This is a genomic window from Nostoc sp. GT001 (assembly GCF_030382115.1).
Classification (GTDB): domain Bacteria; phylum Cyanobacteriota; class Cyanobacteriia; order Cyanobacteriales; family Nostocaceae; genus Nostoc.
Map to the genome: position 1 here is coordinate 1,333,756 of NZ_JAUDRJ010000003.1, position 17,339 is coordinate 1,351,094.

Here is a 17,339-nt window from a genome sequence, read left to right on the forward strand (position 1 = left end):
TTAGTTATTACTCATTAGTCAGGGACTTGAGATTATTCACTGTGTTTAAAAGGATTTCTCGCAGAGAAGGAACTGGTATTTTGTTGATAACTTCAGCAGCGAAGGCGTTAATTAACAACTTCCGAGCATCGTTTTCATCAATTCCCCGACTTTGCAGATAGAATATTTCGTCATCTTCCAATTGGCTAACAGTAGCACCGTGAGCGCATTTGACATTATCCGCAGTAATTTCCAATTGGGGTTTGGTATCAACTCTGGCTTTAGATGATAGCAGCAAATTGCGATTCAACTGGGCTGCATTTGTTAACTGCGCTGGTTTGGGTACAAAAACTTTACCATTGAAGACTGCATGAGCGCGATCGCCTACAATACATTTATGCAATTGGTCACTTGTACCGTGGGGATAGTTGAGTGCGATCGCACTGTGAGTATCAGACAACTGCTTACCAGAAATTATCGTCAAACCATTGAGAGTAGTTTGTGTCTGCTCACCAGTTTGCAAAATTTCTAAATTGTGCCGTGACAACTTCGCACCTAAAGTTATGGCGTGACTTGTATATCGACTATCACGAGCTTGGATTACAGCAGTCTTACCTATATGAAAATCGGCCAGATGTTCGCGTTGAATCCGAGTGTGATTTACCTGAGCATTCTCTCCCAGCCAAATTTCCGTTACTGCGTTAGTAAAGCCAACAAATTCTGGTGTGGTATTCTCTACAAAATCGCCTACAAGACCTGAAGGAGTTGTATACTCTTCAACTAAAGTAAGACTACTTCCAGCCTCAGCTACTACCAAACAACGCGGTAGAGAAAAAATTGAAGGTTCAGCCACAGTTACGAACTGTAAATGAATTGGCGTTTCCAGTTCCACATTTTTGGAAACCCACACTACCGCTACATCGTTTATGCCAGCAGTATTGAGCGCGGTAAATACTTCCTGCGCTCCTTCTGTTTGAGCTAAATACTGTTTTAAATGCTCACGATTATCCGCAGACAAGCTAGCTAAATTACTCACCTTAACGCCAGGTGGTAAGTTGGCAATTGCAGATAAAGCAGGTGCAAATTTGCCATTAACAAACACTAAACGACTTTTTAGGGCTTCTGGCAGCGATAAAGGTGTACCCTCTGCATTGGATATCTCGCCTGGCTGAAAATTAAATTGAATTTGCCGCAAAGACGACAAATCAGTAAATCGCCATTCTTCCTCGCGGGTGGTGGGAATAGTCGAGTGGCGTACCCAATTTGCAGCACTTTGGCGTAATTCCTGCAACCAACCTTCTGTTTTAGTTGCTGTTACTTGATTTAACAACCCAGTCAGATAATCATCTCTATCTAGCAGAGTTGATGTCAAACTGACTACATTGGAATTAGGAATAGGACTAGGAGATACTTGAATACTCATTACACACCCACCTCAGCAGCTGCAAATTCTGCCAGCACCCAGTCATAACCGCGAGACTCTAATTCCAGCGCCAGTTCCTTACCACCACTAGTAATAATCTGTCCTTGTGCCATCACATGGACAAAATCAGGCACAATATAATCGAGTAATCGTTGATAGTGAGTAATCAAAATTGTCGAATTGTCTGGACTTGCCAATTGATTTACCCCATTCGCCACAATTCTGAGCGCATCAATATCCAAACCCGAATCAGTCTCATCCAAAATTCCTAACTTTGGTTCCAGCAGCGCCATTTGCAGAATTTCATTCCGCTTCTTCTCACCACCAGAAAACCCTTCATTCAAACTCCGACTGAGAAAACTGGCATTCATCTTCACCACATCCAGCTTTTCCTCAATCAAATCGTCAAAATCAAAAGCGTCTATTTCCTCTAAACCTTGCGCCTTGCGACGAGAATTGTACGCCACCCGCAAGAAATCCAAATTGCTCACACCCGGAATTTCTAACGGATACTGAAACGCCAAAAATACACCACTTCTAGCGCGTTCTTCCGGCTCCAACTCCAGTAAATTCTGCCCCTGAAAAATTACCTCACCGCCAGTCACCTCATACGCCGGATGCCCAGCCAACACCTTAGAAAAAGTACTCTTACCAGAACCATTCGGCCCCATGATCGCATGAATTTCACCCGATCGCACATCCAGATTCACACCCTTCAGAATCGGTGTTCCATCAACATTAGCCGTCAGATTCCTAACTGACAGCACAACTTCACTATTTTCAATAATCATCTTCTCTCCCTTCTCTGCGCTCTCTGCGCCTCTGCGGTTCGTCATTCTTCCAAAAGATAAACACAGAACGCCGATGTATCTGTGTTTATCTTATTTATCCAACACTGCCTTCCAACTTCAAACTCAACAACTTATCAGCTTCCACAGCAAACTCCATCGGTAGCTGATTAAAAACATCCTTACAGAAGCCGCTAACCATCATCGAAATGGCATCTTCTGCTGAAATACCCCGTTGAGCAAAGTAGAAAAGTTGATCTTCCCCAATCTTAGAAGTAGAAGCTTCATGCTCCACCTTCCCAGTATTATTTTGCACCTGGATATAAGGGAAAGTATTAGCATGGGCATTATCCCCAATCAGCATCGAGTCGCACTGGGAATAATTTCTCGCGCCTTTAGCCGTCGGATTAACTTTCACTAAACCCCGATAGCTATTACTAGAATTACCTGCGGAGATTCCTTTAGAAATAATTGTACTGCGGGTATTTTTACCTACGTGAATCATCTTTGTACCCGTATCGGCTTGCTGCATATTATTTGTCAGCGCCACCGAGTAAAACTCACCTACAGAGTTATCACCCACCAAAACACAGCTAGGATATTTCCAAGTAATTGCCGAACCTGTTTCTACTTGAGTCCAGGAAATCTTGGAATTTACGCCCTGACACAAACCGCGCTTGGTGACAAAGTTGTAAATACCGCCTTTACCGTTAGCATCTCCCGCGTACCAGTTTTGGACGGTGGAGTATTTAATTTCGGCGTTGTCGAGGGCGACGAGTTCCACAACGGCGGCGTGCAGCTGGTTGCTGTCATACATCGGTGCGGTGCAACCTTCGAGGTAAGAAACATAACTACCTTCTTCGGCGACAATCAAAGTCCGCTCAAATTGCCCCGTATCACCAGAGTTGATGCGGAAGTAGGTAGACAGTTCCATTGGGCATTTCACGCCTTTAGGAATGTAGACAAAAGAACCATCGCTAAATACGGCGGCGTTCAAGGCGGCAAAATAATTGTCAGCGATGGGAACAACGCTACCCAAATATTTTTTGATTAATTCTGGGTGTTCTTGCAACGCTTCCGAAAACGAGCAGAAAATAACGCCATCTTCCGCTAGCTTTTCTTTAAATGTAGTGGCGACAGAAACGCTATCGAAAATTGCATCAACGGCGACATTTGCCAGTCGCTTCTGTTCAGATAGGGAAATGCCTAGTTTCTCAAAGGTTTCTAAAAGGGTTGGATCAACTTCATCCAGACTGTTGAGTTTTTCTTTCTTGCGTTTCGGCGCTGAGTAGTAAATGATATCCTGATAATTTATGGGCGGATACTTGACATTCGGCCAAGTTGGTTCCGTCATTTTTTGCCACTGGCGATAAGCTCTGAGGCGAAAGTCCAGCATGAACTGCGGCTCGTTCTTCTTAGAAGAGATCAAGCGGATAACGTCCTCGTCTAGTCCACGCGGAATAGTGTCGGCTTCAATATCTGTAATAAAGCCGTACTTGTAGGGTTGGTTGACTAAGGTTTTGACAGTGGCACTCATCAGTAATAATCTCTCGTGTTCGGAACTCTTTTAGGATGGGAGACGGGCTGCGGCTAACCGATTCCCATCTCCCGTTACGGAATGGTTACACGCCTGCTAGAATAGTGGTGGAGAGTAAAACAACAGCTATGTTGTTTAATCTATCTTAATTTTACGCTAAATTAACAACAACAATGTTGTCAAAGTCAAATTTTCAAATAAATTTTTGGGACGTTCGCTGAACGTTTCGCACCAAATGAAGATGGCGACTACCCACCAGTCCTCAACCAAGCAAGATATTCTTGAGTATCTGCACAAACACGAAAAAGCAACGGCTTTGGAGCTAGCTGAAGTTTTAGACGTTACCCCCCAAGCGATTCGTCGCCATCTTAAAGATTTGGAGACGGAAGGGCTAGTTTTGTATTCTACATCAGTGCAGGCGGCGGGGATGGGGCGGCCGCAGCACCTTTATGAATTGAGTCGTCAAGGACGCGATCGCTTGCATCGAACAATGAGCGATCGCTTTGGTGATGCAAGCGGAAATTTTGCGGTTTCGCTGCTAGACACCTTAGCCGAAACGGTAGGACACGACCAATTTAAATCGATTTTAGAGAAACAGTGGCAGCGCAAAGCTAAAGAATACCGTGATCGCGTGGGTAACGGTTCACTGCGAGAACGTGTAGCCAACTTAGTAGAGTTAAGAAAAGCGGAAGGCTTCATGGCGGAGTATCACGCTGTTGATGTGAATGACTCCTTTGAGTGCGATCGCTTTATCTTAATGGAGCATAACTGTGCAATTTCTAACGTTGCCGAATCTTTTCCGAGTATCTGTGGCCACGAACTAGAAATGTTTGCTGCTGTATTACCAGATTGTACCGTAGAACGCACCCACTGGATTATTGATGGCGAACACCGTTGTGGCTATTTAGTACAAATTCGTCAGTAAAATTATCATAGATAAACTTGGTTTACATCTAGCCCTGGTAATGGATAATAGCTGAATAGCAACTACCTATTATCAATAATCAACTAAGTTTGAGATAGCATTTATGGATGTACCACCACAGCAACCATCAGCACAATTTTTAACCCTGGAAGACTCAGCAAAAGTAGATGCAGCATTGTTATCTTCCCCAGAAAAGTTTTTAACAAGATTGACAATTTCATCACTGAAGCTTTTGAAGCATATTGCCCAAGAGTACGGTGTTGCTATTGAAGATTTGACAACACAGCAAGTAATTGCCTGGTTTGAAAAAGATGGCAAAATTAGACGTGAACAGGGCATTGAAGGTTCATATCTAAAATGGTAATTTGCGGTAATACTTTACAAATGCCCGCCTTAAATATAAACAAAAAACACCTTGAAAAAGGTGCTTTTATTTAAAAATAAATAACATTTGATTTGTCAAACAATTATTTAAGCATTGTAATTGTTAGTCCGAGGACTACGAGCGCCAGTTACGGCTCCAATCATTGAGGCTATTAAACCCAACAAAGAACCAAACACAAACCACCACAATCCCGAACGTATATTAGCTGCCGTTTCACGAGCTTGTTGGGCACTTATATTTGCTTGTGGTACATTAACACCACCTTGCTGTTGTACTTGGTTTATAACTTCCCCTGCGTTAGAAGCAGCAACACCGAAAGCACCAGATACTCCACTTGCTAAAAGCCATGAGCTAACTGCCAAAGTCGTTGCCCAAAGAATTGCGCCGTTCAGAAGAGCTGTATTGCGGTTCATCGGCCCACAAGCACGGGCTGTAACCCAACCACCAGTAAATAGGGAAATTAGTAAAGCGATAGTTGACCAAAGCCCCGCATTACCCGCAGCGTTAGGAGCAATTGTTCTAGGTGCCCCTGAACCTGCAACTGTGCCTGCCGCAACCGCAGCAATGATAGAACTCAAAATTAATTGTGTAGCCAAAGAAACCAACAAACCAGCAATAATTGGCCCCCAGCGAACACGGTCGTGATATTCGGCTACTCGACCTGCTACCACAGTATCAGTAGATATAACGTCATTGCCTGTCCGATTTACGTATGACATCGCTTATGTTCTCCAGTGCTGTTTCAGCAAAATTCCTACTCAGGTATATTCATCTTTATGCTTCAAATTAAATAACTAAATGTTCTGTTTTAATCTCTATCGATAGAAAGATTTAATAGGTCTATCTTTAGCTAGAAAAAACAAACTTCATTTAACAACTTTTAATATAATTTAGTGTTTATTTATGTATTTTTTCTAAAATTTCCATCTAAAAACTCTTAACTTAAAATATAACTATTATCTAGCTATCAGAAACCAGCTTTAACGATGTATGCCATTAGACTTAATCTAACTAAAGCTTTGTAATGAATGTCAAAAGTAAAAATCATCAAAAACTAACGCATCCTCACAGCAGTGCCTGTGGCAGTAATCAGCAAAAGAACTCCTGACTGGTCAAGATTGATTGTGCCAGTATCAATTTCAATCCCAATTACAGCATTTGCTCCTAAACGTTGGGCGCGTTGTTCTAATTCTTCTAGTGCCTTGCGTTGACCCTGCTCAAATAGACGCTCATAGCTACCAGTGCGTCCACCGATAATATCTCGAATCCCAGCCAAAAAATCTCGTAAGAAATTGCTGCCGTAGACTACTTCTGCTGTCACAATGCCTAAATATGACTCAATTACAGCTCCTTGAATTACATCAGTGGTAGTTATAATCATAAATTAACCTCCTATATGGGACATATCTTGATATTTATTATTAAAGTATTTGGATAAATATTTTAATAATTGTAACTATTATTACAGAATACAGCTTTGGTAAACATCATCTCACACAATTTTAGATTGCGCGTTGGGGTCTAGTGTTGTCCTAAACAGATTAATGCAACATTTGACAGGTTAAATTTATCTTATCTTTGAATGAGCAAAAAAGATGTAAATGCCTAGATGATAACTTCTTAAATGGTAGTATCAATGATTAACAATTTCAGAAAAATTAGATAGAGAATCAGCAAACTCTGAAATGAAATAAAAATAGGAATAAATGTCAAAGTCTATAAGCTTGGTGCATCAGAATCTAGGATTAAGTCAAATGCCTGTTGAGTTGTTCTGGGTAACACGTATAACTACTGATTAAAAAATGTGTCGTTTTGCTATAGTACTGATTTATATGTATGGTATCTTCACCTGCTGCTCGATCGCTGACACTTCATCTTTCAGTAAAAACTCTGTTATGTAGTACTAAATGTAAAGAAAAGAAGAATGAACTATTAACATCTTAATCAATACGAAGAAATACAGTTTTCAAAAGTCCATATTTTTGTTTTAATGTACAAGAAAAAAGTCCTCTAAAATTTCAGGAAATTTACTGTGTACAAACCAACATCATTCATGTTTAGTGTGGTGTTACTAGGATGTTTTACTTTCACCATACCTTCAGTAGCTCAAGCTCAGGTATTAGTGGCGCAGGCCAAAAACCCAGAGTTAAAGCAATTACTGGAGGAAGGACGGAGGTTAGTGAATGCCGGGGATTATGGTGGTGCGATCGCTGTTTATCAGCAAGCAGCTAGTATAGATCCGAAAAATGCTAAAATCCATTCAGGTATTGGGTATTTATACGCTCAACAGGGAAATTACCAGGCAGCATTAGCAGCTTATCGTAAAGCGATCGGTATCAACCCTAACAATAGTGATTTTTACTACGCTGTGGGTTACATCAAAGCCAATTTGGGCGACACGCGTGGGGCAAAGGAAGGTTATCGTCGTGCAATACAGCTGAACCGTAACAACGTCAACGCCTATTTAGGATTGGCTGTAACCCAATCTCGTATGGGAGACTATACTGCTGCTACCTGGGCATACCAACAAGCAATCGACTTGGATAAAAACAACGCCCAGACTTATGAGTTGATGGGTTCGATGTATAAACAGCGGCGACAAGCCAAACAAGCAAACAGCTTGCTTCAGAAAGCCCGTGACTTGTACAAGCGGCGCAATGACTCAGATGGCGTAGAAAGGGTAGAAGCCATGCTGCGGCAGTTAGGAGGATGAGGTTAATCTAACTGGCGTCCCGTTAATTCCACAAAAATATCTTCCAGATTAGAGGGACGCACCATCATTCCCGTTTTATCGGGCTGTTCATTCAAGTAGATATTTGCTGCTTCCAATGATGGGAAAAACAGATATTCCCAATTACGAGCGCCATCACTTCCCACGTTAGATACACCTAATTGTTTCATCACCAAACCTTCACCGTGAGCAGAGCGCAGCTGTTGTAAAGTTCCCAAAGAAATCAGCTTACCGCTATCCATAATACCGATGCGTCCTGGCTTGGTAGAACCAAAGGCATCGCATAAAAATTCGACCTCATCCATATAATGGGTCGTCAGTAGCATCGTCATCCCTTGTTTATTTAAATCCCGAATAATTTCCCAGAGGCGTCGCCTAGTCTGGGGGTCTAGTCCTACCGTTGGTTCATCTAAAAACAAAATTTGCGGTTGATGCAATAAAGCTCTCGCAATTTGCAACCGTCGTTTCATACCCCCAGACAGGGTTTTTACTAAATCATCACGTTTTTCTGCTAGCTCAACATACTCTAGCCATTGATTAATCAATTTTTGTCGCTGCGGGTTACTAATGTGATGTAGCCTCCCGTGCAATTCCATATTTTCCCAGACGGTTAAATCGTTATCCACACTGACTTGTTGCAAAACAACGCCAATACTCTGTTTTGCCAACGTTGCTTGGCTTGTCACATCATATCCACCTACTTCTATGCGTCCTTGGGACGGTTTTGTGAGTGTAGTCAGCATCCGAATTGTGGTTGATTTACCCGCACCGTTCAGGCCAAGTAGAGCAAATATCTCCCCCGCTTCAATTTGGAATGATAAGTCATTGACTACAGGTACATTATTGTAAAACTTGTAGACATTTTCTAGAAAGACAGCAGCAGTCACGTCGCTTCGCTCCGAATTCAAAATTCAAAATTCAAAATTAACCAACTCATAAATATATTTAGTTGCTCTGTATCCTTTTCTGTTCGGTCATGGATAAATTTGCTCATAGTAGTTCTTAAATCAAGACTACCATTCTGATTACATCAAACTAAATATATTTTATTAACCCTTAGATAACTCAATCTTTACTTGTTGACATAACAAGGTGTGGTAAACACTTATCCTGTAATACTTTAGTTTAAGGTTGCTGTTATTTAGTATGGAATCTCATCACCCATTGAAGCTAAATCGGCGTCAGTTTTTGCTACATTCAGCTATCACTGCTGGTGGAATTATTTCCACAAATTTTGTCGCTAAATCACCAGTTTTTGGCGAAGCACCTGCAATTATCACCTCTGATAGAATGCGCCCTAGCATACCTTATGGTGTAGCAAGTGGAGATATATCTAACGATAGCATTGTGATTTGGAGTCGGAGCGATCGCCCCGCCAAAATGATTGTAGAATATTCTACCAGCGAATCTTTTCGCAACGTGCAGCGAGTTGTCGGGTCCAATGCTTTAAAGAATAGCGACTTCACAGCACGACTTTATCTGAAGAATCTACCATCAGACCAAAAATTATTTTATCGGGTGATTTTCCAAGATTTAGATTATCAACGCACCTACAGCGCTCCTTTTTATGGTAGTTTCCAAACTCCCCCCAAATCTGGACGAGATATATTCTTTGTTTGGGGTGGCGACACCGCCGGTCAAGGATGGGGGATTAATCCTGATTTTGGTGGAATGAAAATTTACGAAACTATGCGCCAACTTCATCCCGACTTTTTCATCCATTCTGGCGATAATATTTATGCTGATGGCCCGATTCAATCAGAAGTAACTTTAGACGACGGCACAATTTGGAAAAACATCACCACACCAGAAAAATCCAAAGTAGCAGAAACTCTCACAGAATTTCGTGGCAACTATATTTACAATTTGCTGGATGAAAACATCAAGCGTTTCAATGCCGAAGTTCCCATATTGGCGCAGTGGGACGACCACGAAACCACAAATAACTGGTATCCTGGTGAATTTCTAAGCGATGAGCGTTATACAGTTAAGGATGTTAACTTGCTAGCTCAAAGGGCAAGACAAGCCTTTTTAGAATATCTGCCTATTGGATATGAAAGCAATAATCCAGAGCAAGCGAAAATTTATCGCTCTTTTAACTATGGCCCATTATTAGACATTTTCATGTTGGATGAGCGCACCTACCGGGAGCCAAATTCCCCCAATAATCAGTCAGTACCAAGTAAAGAAACAGACTTTTTGAGCAAAAAACAAGTGCAATGGTTGAAAAGGCAATTACTGTCATCAAAAGCAACATGGAAAGTGATTGCTAGTGATATGCCTTTGGGGCTGATAATTCGAGACGGTAGCACTGATTTTGAAGCTTGGGCGAATGGAGATGGCCCAGCTTTAGGAAGAGAATTAGAACTTGCCGATTTACTACGATTTATCAAAAATAAAAAGATCCAGAATGTTGTTTGGTTAACTGCTGATGTACATTATGCAGCAGCGCACTATTACGACCCCGCTAAAGCACAGTTTACCGACTTTAAGCCTTTTTGGGAGTTTGTTGCCGGGCCGCTTAACTCTGGCACATTTGGGCCTAACCAATTAGAAAATACCTTTGAGCCACAATTAGTATTTCAAAGCCTTCCTCCAGGTACGAAAGCAAATCGACCGCCAAGTGAAGGTTTGCAATTCTTTGGAGGAGTTAAAATTGATGGAAATACAAAGGTAATGACGGTAACATTGCGTAACTTGGCTGGGAAGATTGTTTACAGTGTAGATTTACCGCCAGAAAAATAAATCGCCAAAATCATAGTGAGATGTAGCCAGTTAGATAGAGTAATTACGCAATTTTTTACTTTGTCTGCTGGCTTTGCTGTTTTTTAGGTGGTATGTTGAACAATGAAAAAATTGTGCGTGCCTGCGGCGGGCTTTGCCTACGCCACTGTTAGGAGCTAAATTTAGATAGGTACTGGATTATCTAATTATTATGCTAGCAAGCTACATTGACCAAGCAATGGAACTAGCGCTTTATGAGATCATTGAAGATGATCAAACTTATTGGGGTGAAATTCCAAGCTTACAAGGAGTCTGGGCAAATCATCAAACTCTAGAAGGATGTAGGCGAGAGTTAAGAGAAGCTTTAAGTGACTGGCTGGCGCTACGGTTACATTTGGGGTTAACGATTCCTCTAATTGCTGGTATCAATCTCAATGAACTGACCAAACCTGTATAAAAATGTCTAGATTAACCCCTATTTCTTGGCGTAATTTAGTAAAACGTATGCAAGAGCTAGGTTTTGAAGGCCCGTATGCGGGAGGAAAGCACCCACAAATGCGGCGAGGTGATGTTACTGTAATTATTACCAATCCTCATGAGGGTGATATTAGTGTGGGTCTATTATCGCGGCTATTGCGACAAGCTGGAGTTTCTCGTGAAGAATGGTTGGGTGAGTGAAGTTTTAAAGGTGTATTAAACTCTGCAATTTGCACCCTAAGTTGCTATCAAAAGTATTAGGAATATAATTTTAGCATTTTTGGAGTTGGTCATGCTTAAGCAACTCATCTTAGAAAATTGGAAAAGTTTCCGTTACGCCGAGCTTCCACTTGACCCGTTGACTGTTCTTATTGGTACAAATGCAAGTGGTAAATCTAATGTGGTTGAAGCTTTAGAATTTTTACAACGAATTGCTAGAGGTGAGAATATTGAAGCAGCTTTAGCAGGAGATAAAACACTTACATCTATTAGAGGTGGCTTAGAGTGGGCTGTATTTAAACCTGAAACAAAATTTACATTAAATGCTTTAGTTCAGGGTGAAGATGAGAAAACAGACTACTTGTATGTTATACAAACACAAATAATAAGTGAAGTCAAAGTTATAGAAGAATATATTGACCGTCAAAACTTAAATGAAGATCATACTATTAAGTATGTAGAAAAGTTTACTGTAAAAAAAATAGATTTAAATACAAAAAGTGGCATGAAAGAGCCAGGAAATTATTTTGATTTTAAGGACATTGTATCTAATCATATATATTTAAGTACGGACGAAGAGGGAAGGATCATTTTAGGAAAAGAACTTCAAGAGAGATATTTTCCCTTAAAAATTAAAGCTATCAATTGTGTTGTTTCCACTCTAAAAGAAATTTTGATTCTGAATCCTATTCCCTCGAAAATGCGGGAGTATTCACGCCTATCTGACACTCTTGAAAGTGATGCCTCCAATATTGCTGGTGTATTAGCAGCATTATCTGAAGAACATAAAACTGAAGTAGAATCCACTCTATCTAGCTACATCAAAGATTTCCCGGAAGGTGATATTCAAAAACTATGGGCAGAAAAAGTTGGTAGATTTGGTACTGATGCAATGCTTTACTGTCAAGAAGAATGGAAACCTGGTCATATCATAGAGATTGATGCTAGAACTATGTCCGATGGGACTTTACGATTTATAGCAATTATTACAGCACTACTCACTAGACCAGAAGGTAGTCAACTAGTAATTGAAGAAATAGATAATGGGCTTCATCCCTCGCGTGCAGAATTACTGGTAAGAATACTGCGAGAGATTGGCAGCAAAAGAAAAATTGATATTTTAATAACTACCCATAACCCAGCTTTGCTTGATGCTTTAGGCCCGGAGATAGTTCCTTTTGTAGTTGTAGCACACCGCGATTCTAAAACTGGAGAAAGCAAACTTACACTTTTAGAAGATATTGAAAATCTTCCTCTTTTGTTAGCATCGGGTAGTTTAGGCAAACTAGCAACTAAAGGTGCAATTGAAAAGAGCCTTTCTGATAATAAATAAAGTTAAATATGAGAAAGGTTCTGATTATTAACACATCCATACTTTGCGTCTACTTAGGTGTACCTGGTAAAGAGACTTGTGGTTCTGATAACGATAAATGGGATAAAAAAAGAGTTGAAGCCCGTTTTCAGGAAGAAGAGAAACAAGGTGCAAAGTTTATACTACCAATAGCAACAATTATAGAAACAGGTAATCACATTGCCCAAGCTAACTCTAAGCGATATGAAATTGCTCAAGCTTTCGGTAATATTTTAGTGAAAGTAGCGGATGGAGTTATACCTTGGGGAGTTTTTGAAACTCAAGTAGGTGAACTTTGGAACTCAGAGCAATTGAAACAACTGGCTACTGAATGGCCTACTCTAGCATCTAGAAAAATTTCTATCGGAGATGCGACAATTAAGACTGTAGCCGAATATTACGCCAAAACCAGTAGCACATTTCAAGTAGAAATTTTTACGGGCGATGGGGGACTTAAGGCTTATGAACCAGCTATCCCAGCACCTACGCGTCGAAGTACTCGCAAAAAAGCCTAAAGCGATTAGTCTTTAACCAAAATAGAGATTTTTTAACTAACTTGTCAGGAATTAAGTTCGATAGGAATTGTAATAATAAATTCTGTTCCTTCTTTTATGGTAGATATACATTGCAGTTGACCACAATGTTTTTCTACAACAATTTGATAGCTGATAGATAGCCCTAACCCAGTGCCTTTACCAACGGGTTTAGTAGTGAAGAAAGGGTCAAATAATCGCTTTTGTATATCCTTGGGAATTCCAGTACCATTATCGGCAATGCGAATAACTACTTGCCGATTGTCTGTGACTTCAGTACGAATACGAATTACAGGTGATTTTAGAGTTGAATAAACTGATTCAAAACTCTCGAAGATAGCATCAATTGCATTGGATAGAATATTCATAAATACTTGATTTATTAACCCAGCATAGCATTCTACTAAAGGGAGATTTCCATATTCTTTATCAATAGTAATTATCTGACCTGTTTGCTGATTTACTAGACGACTCTGTAATATTATTAGAGTACTATCAATACCTTCATGAATATCAACTATCTTTTTATCAGATTCATCGAGGCGAGAGAAATTGCGTAATGAAAGAACTATCTCTTGGATACGTTCAGTACCAAACTTCATAGAATCAAGAAGCTTGAGGTAATCAGCAGTTAAAAACTCTAGTTCCATTTCTGCGATCGCAGCTTTAATTTCTGCCACTGGTGCAGGATAATGGTGTTGGTATAGGCTAATTAATTGTAGTAAATCTTGGGTGTAGTTAATCGCATAAACAAGGTTGCCAGCAATAAAGTTTACAGGGTTATTGATTTCGTGTGCAATACCAGCAACGAGTTGTCCCAAAGCCGCCATTTTTTCATTCTGAATTAATCGCGCATAGTTATTCTTAAGGGTACGAAACCCTACTTTAGCAATTCTAGATTGTTCTTCTACTTTCTCTAGTTGAGCTAATGTTAAAATATGAATTTGAGAGTACGCTAAAAGTAAATGATGGAAATCGAGTAGCTTATAACTACCTAACTGAGTTTCTATTAAAATCGGCTCATATACAAATTGAGGTTCTCGCTGCAATGCTATCTTATTTGCTTCTACAATGAGCGTATCCTCAGAAATTATACATACATCTGGCTGAAGAAAGTTAATCAGATTGATTGCAGGTCGTTTAGAAAATAGTGGGAAACTATAAGGACGACTCATGTGTTCAAAAAATCTTTGCCGGGAAATCATCCCCAGATAGTCATGATTTTTCACCAGGATAATTCCTGGTAGTAAAGTCTCTTGCTTAAAGAGTGTATTCAAATCATTTGCTGGACTATCTGCTTCGATGTAAACAGACCAAAGTGGTAATTCTTGCAAAGTAGATTCTAATCGTAAGTTCAGATTATTAGCATTTGTCATGCTATGCATTGCCAACATAGTTTAAATCCTTAACCTTGAGTTAACATTTCTGATAACACTGCGAATCAGCATTGCGATAATTGCAAAGTTAATCAAACTTATATTTCCCTGATTACTAGTGAAAATCACAGTTATGCTGCAAAACTGCTGATGTTAGCGCATCCGATTATTTTCTATCCTGGACAATTGATACTAATTAAAATCCTCTGTTACCTATTCGCTAACCTTGTGACGTTATATTTCTTGTTTATTTAAAATATTTAAAATTATTTTGGGATACGCTCTTACCAATGGTTAATAAAGAACTTCAACCACAGTTANNNGCAACACTCAAACTNGCATCAATGGCAGTCAACGACATTGCTCTTGGAGTGAAAGAGAAAGTAATTAAAAAGGGTTTTGGAAATTTGGTTATCTCTNNNACTGCTGCTTACAGTTGCAGGCTACTGTTTAGAGAACTAAAGCATTATCTTGTATAATCAACAACTAATGACTCCCCTTGATGGGGAGTTATTTGAGATCACTTAGCTAGCTAAAATGAAATTGGTACATTTTTAAATGCGGCTGTATCTGGCACAAAAATGTCCAAATTATTGATACCATCGGGAACTCTTAGCCAGATATAAGCATCTGCGGAGGCTTGTGGACGTACCTGGAACAAAGAAACGCTTCCTGTTGAGCGGTTAAGAGCAACTCCTTTGTAGGTTACGCTAGTGTCAGGATTGCGGGCTGTTGTACTAGCAACCGAGATAATATCGCTACCAACAACTCCGTCTGTGGCAAGGCGACGAATCCGCATTTGCACATTTACCACATCACGGTTTCCGGTTTCTGGGTCTTTAATTCGTTTTGCTGAAAGTAACTCAACTTCTGCCTTTTTGCCAAAAGCAGGCTGCACAAATTGACCAGGACTAATTGCTGAAGTTGTAGCACTCGCTGGGGATGGTGATAGTGTTGCTTGTGGAGAAATTGTAGCTGTAGGACTTGGGACTTGAGTGGGAATGGTGTTACTGGCTGTACTAGTAGCATTTAGTGTCTGCCGCAACGTGAAAACTTCATAAGCTACATAGCCGCTACATCCCAAAGCCAAAGTAGAGAGTAATACAGCTACACCAGATAAAAATGTACTCACACCATTGCCTCGATTTCGTATTTCTGTATATGCAGGTTGACTTGGGTTTCTATTTTGTAGTCCCATAAATATGTTTGTGCGTAGGCGCAGCCAGCACTTCTCTACGAGACGCTGCGCGAACGGCTGCGCTCAGTGACCATCGTAGACATCGCCTATGTATGAAACATGTGAACATCTTCCCTATACTAATTAAGTAACTTTACTGAGCCAATTCTTCTCTCTCCGGAAGGAAATTGTTTGCAAGGTAAAAATATCTGTCTTTGGGATAAGGAAAATTGGTGAGACTTAAGACTTTAAATCAACCACTGGGTGTTTTATTAATATTTTTGACTAGTCAGATAGGATTTAGTTCTAGGGTTGCGAAAGCACAAACCACAGTTGCACCAACAACTACCACAAAATCAATTTGCTCTAGCCAACTGGGAAAAGCTATAGATGCTGTAATCAATCGTCCCTTATTTAATCGGGTGCGCTGGGGAATTTTGGTACAACCTCTGTCAACGGGGCCAACTCTTTACAGTCGAGATGCTCAAAAATATTTTACTCCTGCGTCTAACGTCAAATTGCTGACAACAGCAGCTGCATTGCAGGAATTGGGTGCTAATTTTCGGATTCGTACCTCTATTTATCAGAATGGCAATGGTGTTTTACGTGTTGTCGGTAGGGGAGATCCTAGCTTCAGCGATACAGAACTGCAAAAATTGGCACAGCAGTTAAAAAAGAAAGGTATTACCCAAATTCAGCAGTTGATTGCTGATGATAGTTATATTCAAGGTGATATTGTTAACCCCACCTGGCAATGGGAAGATGTGCAGTCAGATTATGGCGCACCAGTCAGTAGCTTTATTCTGAATCAAAATATTTTTAGCTTAAAACTTGTACCGCAGGCTGTAGGTAAATCTTTACAATTAGTGTGGATTGATCCTGGTGAAGCGAAACAGTGGCGGATAATTAATCAGTCAGTAACCGTTCCCCAAAATCAACCGAACTACGTTAATGTTACCCGCGAATTGTCAGGAACAGTATTACGAATTCAAGGACAACTGGCAACGAATTCTGAACCATCTTTAATAGATTTGCCTGTAGTTGACCCTAATTATTACTTCTTACGACGCTTCCGTACTGCTTTAGCAACAGAAAAAATTAACTTGGGACAAACATTAGTAGTAAATGGTGGTGTGAATCAGCAAGAAATCGCATTTGTAGAGTCACCACCTTTAGCTGAATTATTAGCAGAAACTAATTTAAATAGTAATAATCTTTATTCTGAAGTACTGCTGAGAGCATTAGCTGTGAAAAAAATCAGACTGAAAAATCAGACTAGTGCTGATGTCGGTTTAGAAGTTGTCAAAGCAAGTTTAACTAAATTGGGGGTCGATCCAGCTAATTACATTTTAGTGGATGGTTCAGGTTTATCACGTCGTAACTTAGTAACACCAGAAGCTTTTGTACAAACTTTGCGGGCAATTGCAAGAACACCAACAGCATATATATATCGGGCATCTTTACCTGTGGCGGGTAAAAGTGGAACTCTGAAAGGCCGCTTTCAAGAAACACCTGCTGAGGGCATTGTGCAAGCAAAAACAGGTACGTTAACGGGTGTAGTTTCTCTATCTGGATATATGAATGCGCCGAAGTATGAGCCGCTAGTTTTTAGTATTATCGTGAATCAGTCGGATCAGTCTGCAACAGTAATACGGCAGGCAATTGATGAAGTTGTTGTATTGTTGACACAGTTGCAGCATTGTTAATATTATAC

Annotated in this window: 17 protein-coding genes; 9 read left to right on the plus strand and 8 right to left on the minus strand. The window is 40.2% G+C overall.

Annotation, left to right across the window (positions count from 1 at the left end; translation table 11 throughout):
- Positions 1–7: 7 nt before the first annotated feature.
- The 3 genes from sufD to sufB all read right to left on the minus strand — a co-directional run bounded on the left by sufD (position 8) and on the right by sufB (position 3,727).
- A complete protein-coding gene (gene sufD, locus QUD05_RS08365) occupies positions 8–1,402 on the minus strand; it encodes a Fe-S cluster assembly protein SufD (RefSeq protein ID WP_289795658.1) in 1,395 nt (464 codons plus the stop codon).
- Entirely contained in the window at positions 1,402–2,193 is a 792-nt protein-coding gene (gene sufC, locus QUD05_RS08370) for a Fe-S cluster assembly ATPase SufC (RefSeq protein ID WP_289799919.1), read from the minus strand. Before sufC ends, sufD begins: the two co-directional genes overlap by 1 nt.
- Positions 2,194–2,287: 94 nt before the next feature.
- The gene (gene sufB, locus QUD05_RS08375; RefSeq protein ID WP_289795659.1) at positions 2,288–3,727 is read right to left on the minus strand and encodes a Fe-S cluster assembly protein SufB; all 1,440 of its coding nucleotides are present in this window, start codon (positions 3,725–3,727) and stop codon (positions 2,288–2,290) included.
- 241 nt (positions 3,728–3,968) lie between these two features.
- On the opposite strand from sufB, the gene sufR reads away from it, so the two are divergent.
- Together sufR and QUD05_RS08385 are read left to right on the plus strand one after the other, a co-directional pair.
- On the plus strand, positions 3,969–4,652 hold the full coding sequence (gene sufR / locus QUD05_RS08380) for an iron-sulfur cluster biosynthesis transcriptional regulator SufR (protein ID WP_289795660.1): 684 nt from the start codon (positions 3,969–3,971) through the stop codon (positions 4,650–4,652).
- A gap of 103 nt (positions 4,653–4,755) precedes the next feature.
- A complete protein-coding gene (locus QUD05_RS08385; RefSeq protein WP_289795661.1) occupies positions 4,756–5,016 on the plus strand; it encodes an NDH complex assembly factor CRR9 in 261 nt (86 codons plus the stop codon).
- Between the two features lie 107 nt (positions 5,017–5,123).
- Here QUD05_RS08385 and QUD05_RS08390 read toward each other — a convergent pair whose 3' ends face one another.
- Both QUD05_RS08390 and QUD05_RS08395 read right to left on the minus strand, forming a co-directional pair.
- Positions 5,124–5,756 carry a hypothetical protein gene (locus QUD05_RS08390; RefSeq protein ID WP_289795662.1) on the minus strand — a complete coding sequence of 211 codons (633 nt, stop codon included), beginning with the start codon at positions 5,754–5,756 and terminating at the stop codon, positions 5,124–5,126.
- Positions 5,757–6,091: 335 nt separating this feature from the next.
- Complete coding sequence (locus QUD05_RS08395; protein WP_100900674.1) at positions 6,092–6,418, minus strand: YbjQ family protein; 327 nt, start codon at positions 6,416–6,418, stop codon at positions 6,092–6,094.
- A 651-nt stretch (positions 6,419–7,069) separates the two neighbouring features.
- Between QUD05_RS08395 and QUD05_RS08400 the strand changes: the two genes are divergently transcribed.
- Positions 7,070–7,750, plus strand: a complete 681-nt coding sequence (locus QUD05_RS08400; RefSeq protein WP_289795663.1) for a tetratricopeptide repeat protein — start codon at positions 7,070–7,072, stop codon at positions 7,748–7,750.
- 2 nt (positions 7,751–7,752) lie between these two features.
- Here QUD05_RS08400 and QUD05_RS08405 read toward each other — a convergent pair whose 3' ends face one another.
- The gene (locus QUD05_RS08405; protein WP_289795664.1) at positions 7,753–8,655 is read right to left on the minus strand and encodes an ABC transporter ATP-binding protein; all 903 of its coding nucleotides are present in this window, start codon (positions 8,653–8,655) and stop codon (positions 7,753–7,755) included.
- Between the two features lie 259 nt (positions 8,656–8,914).
- Between QUD05_RS08405 and QUD05_RS08410 the strand changes: the two genes are divergently transcribed.
- The 5 genes from QUD05_RS08410 (at position 8,915) to QUD05_RS08430 (ending at position 13,054) form a co-directional block, all read left to right on the plus strand.
- A complete protein-coding gene (locus QUD05_RS08410) occupies positions 8,915–10,513 on the plus strand; it encodes an alkaline phosphatase D family protein (protein WP_289795665.1) in 1,599 nt (532 codons plus the stop codon).
- A gap of 190 nt (positions 10,514–10,703) precedes the next feature.
- Complete coding sequence (locus QUD05_RS08415; RefSeq protein WP_289795666.1) at positions 10,704–10,949, plus strand: type II toxin-antitoxin system HicB family antitoxin; 246 nt, start codon at positions 10,704–10,706, stop codon at positions 10,947–10,949.
- A 2-nt stretch (positions 10,950–10,951) separates the two neighbouring features.
- Positions 10,952–11,170, plus strand: a complete 219-nt coding sequence (locus QUD05_RS08420; protein WP_099101175.1) for a type II toxin-antitoxin system HicA family toxin — start codon at positions 10,952–10,954, stop codon at positions 11,168–11,170.
- Positions 11,171–11,261: 91 nt separating this feature from the next.
- Positions 11,262–12,521, plus strand: a complete 1,260-nt coding sequence (locus QUD05_RS08425) for an AAA family ATPase (RefSeq protein WP_289795667.1) — start codon at positions 11,262–11,264, stop codon at positions 12,519–12,521.
- 8 nt (positions 12,522–12,529) lie between these two features.
- On the plus strand, positions 12,530–13,054 hold the full coding sequence (locus tag QUD05_RS08430) for a hypothetical protein (RefSeq protein ID WP_289795668.1): 525 nt from the start codon (positions 12,530–12,532) through the stop codon (positions 13,052–13,054).
- 44 nt (positions 13,055–13,098) lie between these two features.
- Here the strand turns inward: QUD05_RS08430 and QUD05_RS08435 are convergent, their stop codons facing one another.
- Both QUD05_RS08435 and QUD05_RS08440 read right to left on the minus strand, forming a co-directional pair.
- The gene (locus QUD05_RS08435; protein WP_289799920.1) at positions 13,099–14,457 is read right to left on the minus strand and encodes a sensor histidine kinase; all 1,359 of its coding nucleotides are present in this window, start codon (positions 14,455–14,457) and stop codon (positions 13,099–13,101) included.
- A gap of 523 nt (positions 14,458–14,980) precedes the next feature.
- The gene (locus tag QUD05_RS08440) at positions 14,981–15,580 is read right to left on the minus strand and encodes a hypothetical protein (RefSeq protein ID WP_289799921.1); all 600 of its coding nucleotides are present in this window, start codon (positions 15,578–15,580) and stop codon (positions 14,981–14,983) included.
- A 278-nt stretch (positions 15,581–15,858) separates the two neighbouring features.
- Here QUD05_RS08440 and dacB point away from each other — a divergent pair, with 278 nt between their 5' ends.
- Positions 15,859–17,331, plus strand: a complete 1,473-nt coding sequence (gene dacB / locus QUD05_RS08445; RefSeq protein WP_289795669.1) for a D-alanyl-D-alanine carboxypeptidase/D-alanyl-D-alanine endopeptidase — start codon at positions 15,859–15,861, stop codon at positions 17,329–17,331.
- Positions 17,332–17,339 lie beyond the last annotated feature (8 nt).

Excerpts from the sequence above, each read along its gene's own strand:
- sufD (WP_289795658.1), bottom strand. The coding sequence starts at position 1,402 with ATGAGTATTCAAGTATCTCCTAGTCCTATTCCTAATTCCAATGTAGTC.
- sufC (WP_289799919.1), bottom strand. The coding sequence starts at position 2,193 with ATGATTATTGAAAATAGTGAAGTTGTGCTGTCAGTTAGGAATCTGACG.
- sufB (WP_289795659.1), bottom strand. The coding sequence starts at position 3,727 with ATGAGTGCCACTGTCAAAACCTTAGTCAACCAACCCTACAAGTACGGC.
- sufR (WP_289795660.1), top strand. The coding sequence starts at position 3,969 with ATGGCGACTACCCACCAGTCCTCAACCAAGCAAGATATTCTTGAGTAT.
- QUD05_RS08385 (WP_289795661.1), top strand. The coding sequence starts at position 4,756 with ATGGATGTACCACCACAGCAACCATCAGCACAATTTTTAACCCTGGAA.
- QUD05_RS08390 (WP_289795662.1), bottom strand. The coding sequence starts at position 5,756 with ATGTCATACGTAAATCGGACAGGCAATGACGTTATATCTACTGATACT.
- QUD05_RS08395 (WP_100900674.1), bottom strand. The coding sequence starts at position 6,418 with ATGATTATAACTACCACTGATGTAATTCAAGGAGCTGTAATTGAGTCA.
- QUD05_RS08410 (WP_289795665.1), top strand. The coding sequence starts at position 8,915 with ATGGAATCTCATCACCCATTGAAGCTAAATCGGCGTCAGTTTTTGCTA.
- QUD05_RS08415 (WP_289795666.1), top strand. The coding sequence starts at position 10,704 with ATGCTAGCAAGCTACATTGACCAAGCAATGGAACTAGCGCTTTATGAG.
- QUD05_RS08420 (WP_099101175.1), top strand. The coding sequence starts at position 10,952 with ATGTCTAGATTAACCCCTATTTCTTGGCGTAATTTAGTAAAACGTATG.
- QUD05_RS08425 (WP_289795667.1), top strand. The coding sequence starts at position 11,262 with ATGCTTAAGCAACTCATCTTAGAAAATTGGAAAAGTTTCCGTTACGCC.
- QUD05_RS08430 (WP_289795668.1), top strand. The coding sequence starts at position 12,530 with ATGAGAAAGGTTCTGATTATTAACACATCCATACTTTGCGTCTACTTA.
- QUD05_RS08435 (WP_289799920.1), bottom strand. The coding sequence starts at position 14,457 with ATGCATAGCATGACAAATGCTAATAATCTGAACTTACGATTAGAATCT.